The following is a 15,453-nucleotide window of genomic DNA, read 5'->3' as shown; positions in this document are numbered from 1 at the left end:
CAGTATCTTTGACGATTAACTATTTGGGAGAGTTAGGAATGAAAAGATTCTGTATTTTATCATTATATATATTCTTCGTATCTCTTTTATATGCGCAAACTGTAGAAGTTGACGGAGCTTATCGCTGGACAGGTGTAAATAAATCGAAAACGGGGTTGGATTATGTTTTTGTAATTCCTTCGTCGTCTCAAGCTACAATTCGGTTTAATTCTACGTCGGGATCAACTGTCAATTGGTATAAATTTGATCGTACGGGGATTGGTAATAAATCATTTATTTATAGCGGTAATATATTGACTGCCGCAGAGAAAGATTGTGGGTATGTCATCGAACAAGGAGATGTTTCTGTTTATCTTTGGTTATCGATTTATAAAGAAGTATCTTCTTTGTATCCGGATGAGGAGTATGCGAATCAGTGTGAAGATGTCCGTTTGGCCGGAACAGGTCTTGATATTGCCTACTATACGGTCGATGGAAAGTGGATGGGAATAAATCGTGCGGTCGCTTATAAAACTTGGAAATGGGATGACACATTGAAAGATTTGAAAATGGTGGAGGATACTGTACAAGGTCTCGTTTCAAAGAGTGGGGAAACCGTCAGTTTGTATGCTCCAGCACCGTATGAAAAAACATTGTTTACGGTAATTGATTCTATCCCGTATAAGGGTTGGAACGGTGCTATAAAAACGTTTTCGACATCTGACGAGTACGAACCTCGCGCTATATTGGTAAAAGCTATTGTTAAACCGCTTCGGGAGAATGCGATAAATGAATTGAAATCCGATATGGAGGAAGGTGTTTTCGGTGGTTCAGCTCCAGTGGAAATGGAATTTAAAGCTTATGTAAGCGGAGATAACTATTATGCATGGGAGTTTATGCAGGAGAATCCGAGTGAGGTGGATGATCCTATGGTGGATGCTATATATCCGGATAAAATATTGCGATATACGTTCAAGGATGAGGGAACGACTTATGTCCGGCTTAAAGCAACCAATTCATATTGCAGCAGAGATACCTCTTTTACTATAACGGTAGGCGAATCTCGCCTTGAAGCTCCGAATATTTTTTCTCCCGGAACAAGTCCCGGTGTGAATGACGAGTGGAAAGTCGCCTATAAATCGATAGTTCAGTTTAAGTGTTGGATATTTAATCGATGGGGAGTTGAAATTTTCCGTTTTAGTGACCCGGCACAAGGTTGGGATGGGAAGTATAAAGGGAAATTAGTCCCACCCGGAGTTTACTATTATATTATAGAAGCAAAAGGGGCTGATAACCAGAATTATAAATTAAAAGGAAATATAAATATTTTAAGACCTCGTAATTAGAGTCTGTTTCTTTTCTCATCGAAAAATTTAAATAGGTTTTTAGAATCGGGTATATTGGGTAAAAAATGAAAAAAAAGTATATTTACATGTCGGTAGTTGTGATTATTCCGCTATTGACGATATTATCAATCGTTTCTTTTAAAACTCCGCAAAAAGATCTGCTTACATCATCTCTTATCGTTAATATTATACCGGATTTTCCTGCAAAAGTAGAGTGGGGAGGCGAGAGAGTCGATTTGGACAGATTCGATATGAGAGAACGGTATGATCGGGAGCTGACAAGTTTTTGTTATATGCATTCGAATACGCTCTTGATTTTAAAACGGGCTAATCGTTATTTCCCCCTTATCGAACCGATTCTTAAAAAGAACGGTATTCCTGAAGATTTCATTTATTTGGCAGCTATTGAGAGTTATTTAAATCCTCGTGCAGTTTCTCCTGCAAAAGCTGCGGGACTGTGGCAACTGCTACCTTCTACAGCAAAAGAAGCAGGACTCGAGGTGAACGATTATGTCGATGAACGGTTTAATATTGAAAAGTCGACAGAGGCGGCTTGTCGTTATCTGAAATCGGCTTATGCCAAATATGGTAGTTGGACTACTGTTGCGGCCTCTTATAATGCAGGAATGGGGAGAATTTCGAAAGAACTGGCGAAGCAACAACATGATTCTTCATTTGATCTTTGGTTAAATGAAGAAACCTCCAGATACGTTTTTCGGGCATTGGTATTGAAAGAAATTCTCGAAGACCCGTATCGGTTTGGGTTTGCCGTAAGAAAGCATCAGTTATATCATCCGGTGCGTGTGCGAGAAATAATGGTAAATACACCGATCGAGGATCTTGCTACATTTGCAAAAAATCATGGTATTACCTATGCCCAATTAAAAGAATTTAATTCATGGTTGAGAGATCGCAGCCTTCCGAACAAAAACGGAAAAACATATAAGATATTGATTCCTGAAAAGAAAGATTTGTATTATAGTACACGTCAGATACCTGTATATAATAAGAAATGGACAATAGACTGATGTTGCCGGATTGTTTTGTTTGCTATTTTTTAAGGATTTGAGAAAACGATGATAAAAAAAGACGATAAAATAGAGGTACTCGGAGCTCGGGTACACAATCTTAAGAATATAGATGTAGAAATACCTCGAAACAGTTTCACTATTATCACCGGTTTAAGCGGGAGTGGGAAATCTTCATTGGCATTTGATACTATATTTGCCGAAGGTCAACGTCGTTATATCGAGACGTTTTCGGCTTATGCCCGTAATTTTTTGGGGAATATGGAACGTCCGGATGTCGATAAAATAACCGGATTGAGTCCGGTAATATCCATAGAACAGAAAACAACGAATAAAAACCCTCGTTCTACGGTAGGAACAACGACGGAGATATATGATTTTTTAAGGCTTTTATATGCTCGAGCAGGAGAAGCTTATTCTTATATCTCAGGGGAAAAGATGGTCAAATATACCGAAGAGCAGATTATAGCTTTGATTCTTGATAGATATAAGGGACGGAAAACTTATGTTTTAGCGCCATTGGTGAGAAATCGGAAGGGGCACTACAAGGAACTTTTTGAACAAGTCCGTAAAAAAGGATATTTGACGGTTCGAGTTGACGGAGAATTACGCGAAATTCTACACGGAATGAAGCTTGATCGTTATAAAAATCATAGTGTAGAACTGGTGGTAGATAAATTGGTCGTTTCGGAAAAAGACGAACGACGTCTGAAAGAGAGTGTACAAATCGCCATGAAACAAGGCGATGGATTGATAATGATTCTGGATGCGGAGACCGGAGAGGTACGTCATTATAGTCGTATGTTGATGGATCCGAAAACCGGACTTTCATATAGTGAACCGGCTCCGCATAATTTTTCATTTAATTCTCCGCAGGGCGCATGTCCCAGATGTAAAGGATTGGGTTATGTCAATGTCATAGATAAAAGTAAGATAATTCCTGACCCGAACCAGTCGATATATCAGGGAGGGATCGTTCCGTTAGGTAAATATAAAAATACCCTTTTATTCTGGCAGATAGAGGCTATTTGTGATAAGTATGGAGTTACGCTGAAGACCCCTCTGAAAGATGTCCCGGAGGAGGCTTTGGATGATATTCTGAACGGAACGGACGAACGATTGAATATCAAGAACCAATCACTGGGAAATTCTAATTATTTTCTCTCCTTCGATGGTTTGATAAAGTATATCGAGATGCAACAGCAGAATGAGGCTACAGCCCAGGCTCAGAAGTGGGCAGGTCAGTTTGTAAAAACAGTTATTTGTCCTCAGTGTAACGGTCATAGATTAAATGAGGAGGCTTTGCATTATCGTATTCAAGGAAAGAATATTGCTGAACTGGCGGAGATGGATATTTCTGAACTTTCGGATTGGTTAGATGGGATAGAAATGCAAATGTCTTCAAAGCAAGCTGCGATTGCAAAAGAAATTTTGAAAGAGATACGCTCCAGATTGCATTTTTTGGTAGATGTCGGGTTGGAATATCTTAACTTGAATCGGGCTTCGGCAACTCTTTCTGGAGGAGAAAGTCAACGCATACGTTTAGCTACACAAATCGGGTCGCAGTTGGTCAATGTCCTTTATATTTTAGACGAACCGAGTATCGGATTACATCAGAGAGATAATACGCGTTTGATACGTTCGTTGAAACAACTTCGAGATGCCGGAAATTCTATTATCGTTGTTGAACATGATAAGGAAATGATGTTGGAGGCAGATTATGTCATAGATATGGGACCCAGAGCCGGGCGTCTTGGCGGAGAAGTGGTTTTTGCCGGAACTCCGAAAGAAATGTTGAAGACAGAAACATTGACAGCAGCATATCTGAATGGTAATATGGAAATTCCGCTGCCCGAAACGAGAAGAAAAGGAAATGGTAAATCTATTATTTTACAAGGAGCAACGGGAAATAATCTGAAAAATTTGACTGTTGAATTTCCATTAGGAAAATTCATTTGTGTGACAGGTGTCTCCGGTAGTGGAAAATCAAGTTTGATTAACGGTACATTACAACCGATAATTAGTCATTTGTTTTATCGTGCACAACGAGATCCGCTTCCTTATAAAAATATAGAAGGATTGGAATATATCGATAAAATCGTAAACGTTGACCAGTCTCCATTAGGTCGTACGCCTCGTTCGAATCCAGCGACTTATACGGGTGTGTTTTCTGATATACGGAATGTTTTTGTTGATCTTCCGGAAGCCAAGATACGAGGATATAAACCGGGGAGATTTTCTTTCAATGTTGCCGGAGGACGATGTGAAGTGTGTGGCGGAAATGGTTATAAGACTATTGAAATGAATTTTTTACCGGATGTATTAGTCCCTTGTGAGGAATGTCATGGGAAACGATATAATAGGGAAACATTAGAGGTTCGTTTCAAAGGAAAATCTATTGCGGATGTCCTTGATATGACGATTAATCAGGCTGTTGAGTTTTTTGAAAATATTCCGGCAATTTTGAATAAAATAAAAGTTCTTCAAGATGTCGGGTTAGGCTATATTAAATTAGGACAACCGTCTACTACATTATCGGGTGGAGAAAGCCAACGTGTGAAGTTAGCTACCGAATTGTCTAAAAAAGATACGGGAAAAACTCTTTATGTATTGGATGAACCGACCACAGGTTTGCACTTTGAAGATATTCGTGTTTTGTTGAATGTTCTCAATCGTTTGGTGGATAAAGGAAATACGGTTCTGGTTATAGAACATAATTTGGATGTTATAAAGTCTGCTGATTATATTATAGATATGGGACCTGAGGGAGGACAAGGAGGAGGGCAAGTTCTTGCTACCGGTACGCCGGAAGAAATATGTAGAACAAAAAATACTTATACAACACAATATCTGAAGGAAGAACTTAATTTGTAACTTTTCTGTTTATTATATAGATATGGTCTTCGTTTTGCTATCGGCATTATGAGGTAGAAATATAAGAACGAAATATACTCAAATAAAAAATTCTATTTGAGTATATTTCGTATAAAGCAGAATTTTTTATATTTGGAATTAATGATTGTAACCTGTAAATCGAAGTAATTTTTTATTTCTTGAAAAATTTTTCAAGTGAAAATTCCTCTTTTTGCAGATCGGACTAAAAATTTTCTATTTTTTCTTCTGAATCTTTTTCTGGAGAATTATTTTTGATATATGTCATAACCTCATTAAGTCCTGATGTGAATTTGTCGAAATCTTCTTGGTATAAAAAGATTTTATGTTTTTCAAATTGGACTATGGGATTATTGTCTTCACCGGAAATAATTTTTTTACTTTCTGTAATAGCTAGAAAAAATTCATCCTTTTTATTCTTCTTGACATCTAAATAATAGATCCTTTTTCCAGCTTTCAGTGTTTTTGTAAATACTATATCATTTTCCTTTTTATTGAGTGTGTCTTCCTTCCTCAGATTTTCCATATTAAGTAATGTTCTTGTGCGTGATGAAATATTTTATTAATTATGTATTCAAATGCAAATATGCTACTTTATTTTGAAGAAACAAATATTTTGAGATAACATTTTAGAAATATAATGAAGTTCGTTTCTTCTTGTGTCGATTTTTCAGAAAAAAATAGGCATTTAAGACGGAGTACAATGAAAAAAGTAATACCTTTGCAGCCGCATAATACAAAAAGGATCTTTAAAAAATGGTGAATCGAATTTTAATCCGAATCAAAGTTGTACAAATAGTATACTCTTATTTGGTAAATAAAGATAAGAGTATAGATACTTCAGAGAAAGAATTGTTTTTCAGTTTGGAAAAAGCTTATGAGTTGTATCACCGTTTGTTACTTCTGATGATCGAATTAACAGATGCCCAAAGTAAACGCATAGAAAATGCCCGTTTTAAATATACAGCGACTGCAGCAGATAAAAATCCGGATACGCGTTTAGTAAATAACCGTTTTATCGCACAATTGCGAGAAAACAAAATGTTAAAAGAGTATGTCGATCGTCAATCTGTTTCTTGGGTGAATGAGCCGGATTTTATTCGTATTTTGTTAGATCGTATATTAGCATCGGATTTTTATAAAACGTATTTGGCATCAGAAGAAGATTCGTATGCCGTTGATCAAGATTTTTGGAAAAAGGTGTTTAAACATATCATTGTTGATGATGAAGATCTGTCCGAGATTTTAGAAGCACAAAGTCTCTATTGGAACGATGACATGGAAACAATTTCTACTTTCGTGTTGAAAACGGTTAAGCGATTCGACCAAAGCAAAGGTTCAGAACAGGAGCTTTTGCCGATGTTTAAGGATGATGAGGATGCTGAATTTGCTAAAATGCTTTTTAGAAAAACTCTCATGAATGTCGATGCTAATAAGGCTCTGATAGATCAACATACGAAGAATTGGGAGATTGACCGGGTGGCATTTATGGATATAGTCATTATGTTGGTCGCTATTACGGAAATAAAATCATTCCCTACAATTCCCGTTAAAGTAACATTGAATGAATATATAGAAATAGCTAAGTCATATAGCACCATAAAAAGTGGACACTTTATAAATGGTATCTTAGATGCTGTCGCTTCTCAGTTAAAAAAAGACGGCTCTTTAGTAGGTAAAGTATAGGAGTATTCGAAATTTTTGCGATCTTTCTATAATAAAAAATTGAGTCTATACAAAGAATCCCGTATAGACTCAATTTTTTGTTGTTCATATTTTTTTCTTTATATAGCGACTATTTTAAGAATCTATTTAAATCTTACACAGATGTCTTTTTGAAAGTTGTTTTCGAGAATGTTTTTTGTTTCGATAAAGAGTATGGTTGGCTTAGTGATGTACAGAAACAGGAAAACATACCGAAAGAAAACGGGAAAAAAGAGTTGTCCGGATTACTTTATTAGAAAATTTAAATAGGCTCTTCTATATATTTTTTTCTCTATCTCACTTTTTTGTCATATCTTTGTTATTAAATAAAACAGTTGTATCTGTAACTGTATCTTTAATTGTTTAACAAATAAGTTGAAATTATGACATTATTGACAATTTTACTGCAACAACAAGGACAAGGCGCTGGATGGTCAAGCATAATTATGATGGTGGCCTTAGTTGCTATTTTTTATTTCTTTATGATCCGTCCTCAGACGAAAAGACAAAAAGAGATTCGTAAATTTCGTGAAGCATTAAGCGTCGGAGACAAAGTTGTTACCGCCGGGGGAATTTATGGAAAGATTAAGGAAATTAAAGATAATATTATCGTTCTTGAAATTGCGGATAATGTACGTATTCGTATTGATAAATCTTCTATTTACGCTACTGCTGCTGATTCGACGACTACAAATCAAGCTTAGTCGGTCTGTCTTTTTGTAGAAGATCTTATCAAAAGATCATTGAAGATAAAGTTTTTTGTTTGTAATTCTATTTCAAATAAAAAACTTTATCTTTGTTTTATTAGAGCTATTGTTTAAATGAAAAAAGTTACAGAACGCTATATTCAAATCAACCTGAAAAAATGGTTGCATAATGCAAATGTTTTTTTTCGCAGTGAAAGAAGCAAAGAAGTTATTACTTTTTTGTTATTTCTCGGTTTGTCGTTTCTTTTTTGGGTATTGCAATCATTAAATGAAGATGTAGAAGCATCATTCAAGATTCCTATACGCTTCACGAATGTACCGGATAAAGTAATGATTACGAACGAATATCCTCAATATTTGGACATTCGTATAAGGGATAACGGTACGACGATGATGAACTATATGATAGATCGTTTTGTCCCTGTCGAGATAGATTTTAATCAGTATCAGAATAAGCGCGGACAATTTACTATTTCATTGGCGAAGTTGAGCGCATTGGTTCGTAAACAACTTAAAAATACTACGGGCTTGGTTTCTATCTCTCCAGATTCTTTAACATTGTATTATTCCCAAAATAAAGGCGCGAAGTTTAAGTTGCGTTTGGTCGGTTCTGTATCTACAGTTCCGCAATGTGTTATTAACGGGGAAATATCTTCAGGGACAGATTCAGTTACGGTGTATGCTCCTTCTTATATTTTGAATTCTATTAAAACGATAGAAACAGATTCTTTTATTTTGAGAAATTTGTCGGACACAACGGTTTATGATCTCCCTTTGAAAAAAATAAGAGGGGCTAAGATTGTCCCGGATAAAGTAAAAATTATAGTTCCTGTTGAAGAGATAACAATGAAAAAGATGACACTTGCAATTAAGATAGAAAATATTCCGGACAATATGACGATGCTCCTTTTTCCCGCTACTGTGGAAGTTAGCTATATGCTTCCTATCAGTCATTTTTCAAAAGTCGCTGTTGGAGATATAGAAGTAGGTGTGGATTATGGACAAATAAAAAGCAATCTGGGGAATAAATTGGCTGTGAAAGTTTTGAAACAACCCTCTTTTGTTAAACATTTGCAAGTAGTACCTGACAGCGTAGAATATATTTTGGAGGAAAAAGTGTTATGAGGTCAGTAGGAATAACTGGTGGTATCGGAACAGGGAAATCGGTGGTGAGCCATTTCCTTCGTATATTGGGATTACCTGTATATGACAGTGATTCTGAAGCGAAAAGATTGATGAATACTCATCCGGAAATACGAAATAAACTTATCGAAATGTTTGGCTCTGATATATATGTAGAGCAAGAATTGAATAGAGTTTTATTAGCCCGTTATATATTTGCAGATCTGTTGTTGTTGCAGAAAATTAATGAGATTGTCCACCCGGTTGTCCGAAAAGATTTTAAATCTTGGTGTATGCGTCAGAAAACGGCATTTGTTTTTATGGAATCCGCTATTTTATTCGAATCAGGATTTGAAAATTCTGTTGATGAGGTTTGGGTGGTTACTGCGCCGGAAGACATACGCATTTATCGTGTGATGGCAAGGAATAATTGCAGTGAAGAAGAGGTAAGACAGAGAATATCAGTGCAGTTAGATGAAGCTGAAAAATGTAAAAAGGCAGATCATATCATTCAAAATGATAATAAAAATCCTCTGATACCACAAATTTTGAACTGTCTGAATTATAAGGGGAAACTCGAATGTTAAGAATCTTTTGATACAAAAAAGAGTATAACGATTGATAAATTGAATATTGAATATTACATTTGTGCCGATTTAATCTTTAAAAATATTACGATATTATGTTGAAAACAATCCTTTCTATATCTGGAAAACCCGGGTTATATAAATTGGTATCACAAGCAAAAAATATGTTGATTGTAGAGTCTGTAATTACAGGAAAACGGATACCTGCATACGCCCATGATAAAGTTATATCATTAGGAGATATTGCTATTTTTACGGAAAGTGGAGAAGTTCCATTGAGAGAGGTGATGGCGAAGGTAAAGGAAAAAGAAAACGGAGCAGTGGTTTCTATAGACTTAAAATCGAATTCGGATGCTTTAAGAGAATATTTTGCGGAGATTTTGCCCGATTTTGATAAAGAGCGGGTATATCCCACCGATATAAAAAAGCTGCTTAGTTGGTACAATCTGCTTGTAGAAAAAGATCTGGCCGATTTTTCAGAAGAGAAAGAAGAAAAAATAGAAAAATAAATATTTAAATATAAAAAATAGCCCCCTGATTATTAATACAAAATTATTTCTTGTTTTAATAATCAGGGTATTTTGTTTAGAGTATTAAGGCTTTTAGACAACTTCAAATTCTAAAGATGAAACAGTTAGTAGATATTGATAATTGGAGAAGGAAAGAAAACTATCTTTTTTTTAGAAACTTTGCAAATCCGTATTATACGGTAACATCGGTTGTAGATGTCTCGAAAGCTTATGATACATCTAAACGTTTGGGAATAAAGTTTTCTCAATTGCTTATGTATGCTTCTTTAAAAGCTGTGAATGGAATTGAATCTTTGCGATATAGGCAAATAGACGGGAGGGTATGGCTTTTTGATTCGATCAGGCTTAATACGGCAGTATCGCTTCCTGATCATTCTTTTATCTCGGTAATAGTCCCTTATAAAACATCTTTAAGAGAATTCGTGGTATCGATACAGGAACAGGTAGATTTGGCTCAAAAAGGTTTAGGTGATGCATATGGGCTCGATTCGGAAAAAGACGTTATTGTCATTAGCATTAATCCGTGGTATAGTTTTACCGGAATGCAGTTTCAATTTCCGGAGAATGCAGGAGAGAATATGCCGCTATCTATTTTCGGGAAAGTAACGGAAGATAATGGAATGAAGAAAATGCCGGTTGCGATGAGTTTTCATCACGGTTTTGTTGACGGATATTATGTCGGGCAATATTGGGAAAAATTCCAGCAAAATTTAAATGCCTCTTATGATTAATTAAGCTACAATAAGCTTTCGGTAAATGAGCGCAGAAAAACGAATCGGGAAAAAACTCAAAGAAGACCTGACAGAATTGCTTTATCAGAAAATTTAAGTGCTATTATTTGAAATTTACTCGAATTACTACTATAAAGTCATAAAATCGGGAACTTTTGAGAAATCTCATTTGTTTTGTCTGTAAATAATATGATTATGAGTAGGCGTACAGAACTTGAAAAAGAAATCGAAATAGTGCAGTCTCGAATAAACGATGCTTCCGAAAATACACCTAAAGAAATTTTGGAAGCGTGGGAAAAAGAATTAGACAGTCTTTCTTTTGAATTGAATAATTTGTACGATGATAATGAACTTGAAGATTCTTGATTCGTAAAATACGGATTTATGTATTGATTCAATTTTATAAAGTTTTGAAACTTAAAATTTTCAGAGTATGGCGAATCGGCAGAAAAGTTATTCGTTATGCTCTGTTTTTGTATAATACTTGATTACGTATTTGTTTATTAGTTTTTAAAGTGCATTATTTAATCGCTGTTTAAAACCTTATCCGGCATTATTAGAACGGAAATAAAAATGTTTCGGTAAAATAAAGACAGACGCTCAGTTTTTTGAAATATTTGAATAATATAAAAGAATCTGTAACTTTGTTACAATATTTACACATACTTTTAATTCATTGTATCATGAAAAATTTGATTTCGATTGTCATTTTGACAATATCATTGTGTGCATGTACACAGCACCGGAGTCCAGCAGTCGAGTGGACAAGCACTACGGCCGATTCGCTTTTTGTTTCTCATCCGGATATTTTTATGTCAGAATCTGCAGATAGTGCAGATGTTGAAGTTTTTGTAAATAATCCTATGCAGGAAATTGACGGATTTGGGGCATGTTTTAATGAGTTGGGGTGGACTTCATTGTCTGAATTGAATAGTAAAGATAGGGAGAATATCATAAAAGACCTTTTTAGTAAGGAGGGTATGAATTTTTCTGTCGGACGAATGCCTTTAGGTGCAAATGATTTTTCTCGAGATTGGTATTCCTATAATGAAACGGATAAAGATTTTGAAATGAAAAATTTCTCGATAGCCAATGATGAGGAGACTTTGATCCCATTTATTAAAGCAGCTTTGGCAGTACGACCTGATTTAAAACTTTGGGCATCTCCTTGGTGTCCGCCTACATGGATGAAATACAATAAACATTATGCATGCATGTATCAAGATCCTGAGACCGTACAAAAGAATATGAGACAGTTGGGAGTCGATGATAATATAACTACGGTCAATCATCTAACACCTGATCAGCAAGGTGCAGAAGGGGCGGATATGTTTATTCAAAAACCGGAATATCTGAAAGCTTATGCTCTGTATTTTAAAAAATTCATTGAAGCATATCGGTCGGAAGGCATACACATTGACATGGTTGCACCGCAAAACGAATTCAATTCTTGTCAAGTATTTCCTTCATGCATTTGGACAGCTGAGTCTTTGTCTCGTTTTGTCGGAGCATATTTAGGACCGGAAATGCAGAGGTTAGGAGTGAAGATATTATTTGGAACGATGGAGCGGAAAAATGATCTGATGATAGATACTGTTATGAAAAGTGAGGCGGGTAAATATATTTCAGCTATCGGTTTTCAATGGGCAGGGAAAGGAGCTGTTAAGGCCGTTCATGAAAAATATCCTGAATTAAAACTGGTACAGACCGAAAGCGAATGTGGGGATGGAAAGAATAGTTGGGATTATTGTTTTTATACTTGGAATCTGATGAAACACTATCTCAGTAATGGAACATCTGTTTACATGTATTGGAACATTTCATTAGAAGAAGATGGATTAAGTCATTGGTTCTGGCGTCAGAATTCCTTAATATCGGTTGATAAGGATACAAAAACATATAGATATACTCCCGAATATTACTTAATGAAACAGTTCAGTCATTTTATACACTCTGGAGCACGAAGAATTGAAACATCAGGGAAATATGATAATCTGTTGGCATTCAGAAATCCTGATAATTCGATTGTTGTTATTGCGGTAAATGAAGAAAGTTTTGAACAACCTTTGAAAGTCAGAATAGGGAAATTTATATTACCGATAAATTTAGCGTCTCGGTCTATAAATACGTTTGTAATACCCAAAAGATAAATTTACGGTGAATGAGAAAAATGGGCAGGCAAGTTTTTGTCTGCCTATTTTTTTGAAATAAAGAAAACAATATTAAGCTAAAAACTGTTGTGTAAAATATATTATAAATATTGTATTGGAGTTATTTATAAAGAACGAATTATGGCGATAAAGAAATTGTTTTTTTTGATGATACTGTTTGTGATGACAAGTATATCTGAAATTAATGCGGAAACGAAAGATTCTTTGTGGACTACCTCAGGATATGCAGGTCTTAAGTTGACTCAAGTCAGTTTTACGAATTGGGCGACAGGAGGAGATAATGCTTTTGCCTTTGATTTGCAAGGAACATATCAAGCGGATTATAAACATAATAAACATGTATGGAAAAATAGGTTGGAGTTGGCTTATGGATTGAATAAAACAAAAGGAGATGGATTAAAGAAAACCAGTGACAAAATTTACATAAATTCCAATTACGGATATGAAATATATAAAAACTTATATGCAAGTGCCATTTTGAATTTTCAGTCACAATTTACGAGAGGATATGATTATGCGATTAGCCGAGACATTTCTGTTTCTGAATTTATGGCTCCCGGATATTTGATGACCGGACTTGGTGTGACGTGGATTCCCAATAAATACTTTACGGCAGTATTTTCACCTGTAGCATGGCGCGGAACATTCGTTTTAAATGAACGCCTTTCCGATGAAGGTGCATTTGGTGTGAAGCCGGGTAAAAAACTCTTGTCCGAATTAGGAGCTAATCTAAAGCTGGAAGGTAAATATGAATTTTTGAAAAATATGATAGTTTATTCTCGGTTAGATCTATATTCCGACTATTTGCGAAAGCCTCAGAATGTTGATGTGAATTGGGAAGTTCAATTAAATATGGTTATTAATAAGTGGTTCTCTACAACATTAACGACAAATCTGGTATATGACGATGATGTACTTATCGGATTGAGTGACGGTCGCAAAGTAAAACGAGTTCAATTTAAAGAATTATTGGGGGTTGGGCTTCAATTTAATTTTTAGAACTTGTCTAAATTTTCCAATAAAAAATATTATCAAGTTATTTTTGCATTTTCTTCCGGTCTTTTTTCTTGTTTCCTCTCGTCAGATAGCCTGCTATCTTTCTCGTAAGAACAGAAAATATTCTCAAAAGAAACTCTTAAATCCAACCTGAGCAAAATTTAGACAGGCTCTTAGAATATAATAAAAGGCAGATTTTTTAATCCGCCTTTTATCATTGTTAGAGTATTATTGTTTACTTAGTTCAAATCCGATCAACATGCCGTCATAACCTTCGGCAACAGTACCGATTGTTTTGATTGTCGAACTTTTGGATGCTGAGGATAATTTAGTCAATATCTGTAATAATTTATCAGCATTAAACAGTAATTTGATATTATTACCTGATTTCTCTATTTTAGCTGCAGATTTTCCGATATTTATCAATCCGGCAATTTGATATTGCAGGTTCAGTTCCTGATTTTCTGCATCGAACGTGTATGTCCCTTTATAATTGCGTCCCATAAATTTATTTACAAACGTACTATCGGCAAATGTATATCCGAATTTTTCTGGACTGATCCCTACTTTTGTGTAAATACCAGCCAGTTTTTCACTGACTTCATTAGCGACTATTGCGCCACCAGCTTTTTTCAGAAGGTCTTCACTGGTAAATGAACATGCAGGACTTGCGTATTTCCAAGTACCTTGTAGATCGGATTGTTTAACACCACTGATTCCCGATACAATATTTGATACGGCATCTTTTACATTTGAAGAATTAAGAAAGTCTTTCAGACTTTGTGCATAAGATGAAACGGTTGTGGTAAGCAATAAAACCACGGCGAGTAATACAACTTTTCTTTTCATGATGAATTAATTATTTAAAAATTATTTTGATTATCCCAATTTTAGTTTAATGAATTTTTTGATAAAAAGGGCGGTTTCTTCTGATCCTAAAATTGAAGAGTCTATTGATAAATGATAAGAAGCTGCATCTCCCCACTCTTTATCAGTATAAAAATTGTAGTAGGCAGCACGATGCTTATTTACTTTTTCGGCTTTTTCCAGAGCTTCTTTTACATCGATAGGTTCTGTTCTTGTAATTCTTTCGATCCGGCTTTGCATAGGTGCATGAATAAATATATTGAAACAATTGGGAACATCCCTCAATATATAGTCGGCACACCGTCCTACAATTACACAAGAGTGTTCTTGTGCTATCCGTTGAATGACATCAGATTGATATTTAAAAATATTCTCGTTACAAAGAGAACCGTCGCTACCGAATGTACTGCCTAAAGATGCCCAACTCATAGAAAGCATGTGCCGTAAAGAACCGGGGGCTTTTTCATCTGCTTTTTCAAAATATTCTGCATTAAGGCCGCTTTCTTTGGACGCTTCTTTGATAAGCTCTTTATCATAATAAGCAATATTAAATAACTGAGCCAGCCTTTTCCCGATTTCTCGTCCGCCGCTCCCATATTGGCGACCTATAGTTATAATAAATTTTTGTTTCATGATTGATCAAAATTTTAGATTCTGTTTATTATTCGTTCTAAAAAACAGAAACAAATTTACAAAGTTTAATCGGAAATGATTCTCTTGACCATGTAAATTTTTATAGGTAATTATATACGAATTAACCTAAGAAACTTTGCTAACAAAATCAGTCCGAAAA

The 15,453-nt window shown here is 35.3% G+C and carries 16 protein-coding genes; 13 read left to right on the top strand and 3 right to left on the bottom strand.

Translation table 11 applies throughout. From position 1 onward, the window contains the following. Nucleotides 1–38 precede the first annotated feature (38 nt). From Q0093_RS01795 to uvrA, 3 genes are all read left to right on the top strand, one after another. Nucleotides 39–1,325, top strand: coding sequence for a gliding motility-associated C-terminal domain-containing protein (locus Q0093_RS01795; protein WP_297928243.1), 1,287 nt, complete (start codon nt 39–41; stop codon nt 1,323–1,325). Between the two features lie 65 nt (nt 1,326–1,390). After that, a complete protein-coding gene (locus tag Q0093_RS01790; RefSeq protein WP_294177312.1) occupies nt 1,391–2,353 on the top strand; it encodes a lytic transglycosylase domain-containing protein in 963 nt (320 codons plus the stop codon). A 48-nt stretch (nt 2,354–2,401) separates the two neighbouring features. Beyond that, nucleotides 2,402–5,227, top strand: coding sequence for an excinuclease ABC subunit UvrA (gene uvrA / locus Q0093_RS01785; protein WP_297928242.1), 2,826 nt, complete (start codon nt 2,402–2,404; stop codon nt 5,225–5,227). Between the two features lie 223 nt (nt 5,228–5,450). On the opposite strand, the gene Q0093_RS01780 is transcribed toward uvrA, so the two are convergent. Further along, nucleotides 5,451–5,771, bottom strand: a complete 321-nt coding sequence (locus Q0093_RS01780) for a DUF3276 family protein (RefSeq protein WP_297928241.1) — start codon at nt 5,769–5,771, stop codon at nt 5,451–5,453. A 230-nt stretch (nt 5,772–6,001) separates the two neighbouring features. On the opposite strand from Q0093_RS01780, the gene nusB reads away from it, so the two are divergent. The 10 genes from nusB (at nt 6,002) to Q0093_RS01730 (ending at nt 13,796) form a co-directional block, all read left to right on the top strand. After that, entirely contained in the window at nt 6,002–6,931 is a 930-nt protein-coding gene (nusB, locus tag Q0093_RS01775; protein ID WP_297928240.1) for a transcription antitermination factor NusB, read from the top strand. A 149-nt stretch (nt 6,932–7,080) separates the two neighbouring features. Then, nucleotides 7,081–7,206 (top strand): hypothetical protein, encoded by a 126-nt coding sequence (locus tag Q0093_RS01770; protein ID WP_297928239.1) that lies wholly within the window; start codon nt 7,081–7,083, stop codon nt 7,204–7,206. Between the two features lie 126 nt (nt 7,207–7,332). Beyond that, a complete protein-coding gene (gene yajC / locus Q0093_RS01765; RefSeq protein ID WP_022390048.1) occupies nt 7,333–7,653 on the top strand; it encodes a preprotein translocase subunit YajC in 321 nt (106 codons plus the stop codon). Between the two features lie 117 nt (nt 7,654–7,770). Next, nucleotides 7,771–8,781 (top strand): YbbR-like domain-containing protein, encoded by a 1,011-nt coding sequence (locus tag Q0093_RS01760; protein WP_297928238.1) that lies wholly within the window; start codon nt 7,771–7,773, stop codon nt 8,779–8,781. Continuing rightward, on the top strand, nt 8,778–9,365 hold the full coding sequence (gene coaE / locus Q0093_RS01755; RefSeq protein WP_294177325.1) for a dephospho-CoA kinase: 588 nt from the start codon (nt 8,778–8,780) through the stop codon (nt 9,363–9,365). The genes Q0093_RS01760 and coaE overlap by 4 nt, the downstream gene beginning before the upstream one ends. A 95-nt stretch (nt 9,366–9,460) precedes the next feature. Next, nucleotides 9,461–9,874 (top strand): DUF5606 domain-containing protein, encoded by a 414-nt coding sequence (locus Q0093_RS01750; RefSeq protein ID WP_294177327.1) that lies wholly within the window; start codon nt 9,461–9,463, stop codon nt 9,872–9,874. Nucleotides 9,875–9,990: 116 nt separating this feature from the next. Further along, entirely contained in the window at nt 9,991–10,626 is a 636-nt protein-coding gene (locus Q0093_RS01745) for a CatA-like O-acetyltransferase (protein WP_294177329.1), read from the top strand. A gap of 195 nt (nt 10,627–10,821) precedes the next feature. Further along, a complete protein-coding gene (locus Q0093_RS01740) occupies nt 10,822–10,992 on the top strand; it encodes a hypothetical protein (RefSeq protein WP_294177330.1) in 171 nt (56 codons plus the stop codon). Nucleotides 10,993–11,309: 317 nt separating this feature from the next. Further along, on the top strand, nt 11,310–12,776 hold the full coding sequence (locus Q0093_RS01735) for a glycoside hydrolase family 30 protein (RefSeq protein ID WP_297928237.1): 1,467 nt from the start codon (nt 11,310–11,312) through the stop codon (nt 12,774–12,776). Nucleotides 12,777–12,917: 141 nt separating this feature from the next. Next, the gene (locus tag Q0093_RS01730) at nt 12,918–13,796 is read left to right on the top strand and encodes a DUF3078 domain-containing protein (RefSeq protein WP_297928236.1); all 879 of its coding nucleotides are present in this window, start codon (nt 12,918–12,920) and stop codon (nt 13,794–13,796) included. A 225-nt stretch (nt 13,797–14,021) separates the two neighbouring features. On the opposite strand, the gene Q0093_RS01725 is transcribed toward Q0093_RS01730, so the two are convergent. Further along, the gene (locus Q0093_RS01725; protein ID WP_297928235.1) at nt 14,022–14,642 is read right to left on the bottom strand and encodes a DUF4923 family protein; all 621 of its coding nucleotides are present in this window, start codon (nt 14,640–14,642) and stop codon (nt 14,022–14,024) included. A gap of 30 nt (nt 14,643–14,672) precedes the next feature. After that, nucleotides 14,673–15,293: an AAA family ATPase gene (locus Q0093_RS01720; RefSeq protein ID WP_297928234.1), complete on the bottom strand. Its 621-nt coding sequence runs from the start codon at nt 15,291–15,293 to the stop codon at nt 14,673–14,675. Nucleotides 15,294–15,453: the final 160 nt, after the last annotated feature.

The sequence above is a fragment of the uncultured Coprobacter sp. genome, from assembly GCF_947855755.1.
Taxonomy (GTDB): Bacteria; Bacteroidota; Bacteroidia; order Bacteroidales; family Coprobacteraceae; genus Coprobacter.
This window is presented reverse-complemented; position numbering and strand designations above follow the sequence as displayed.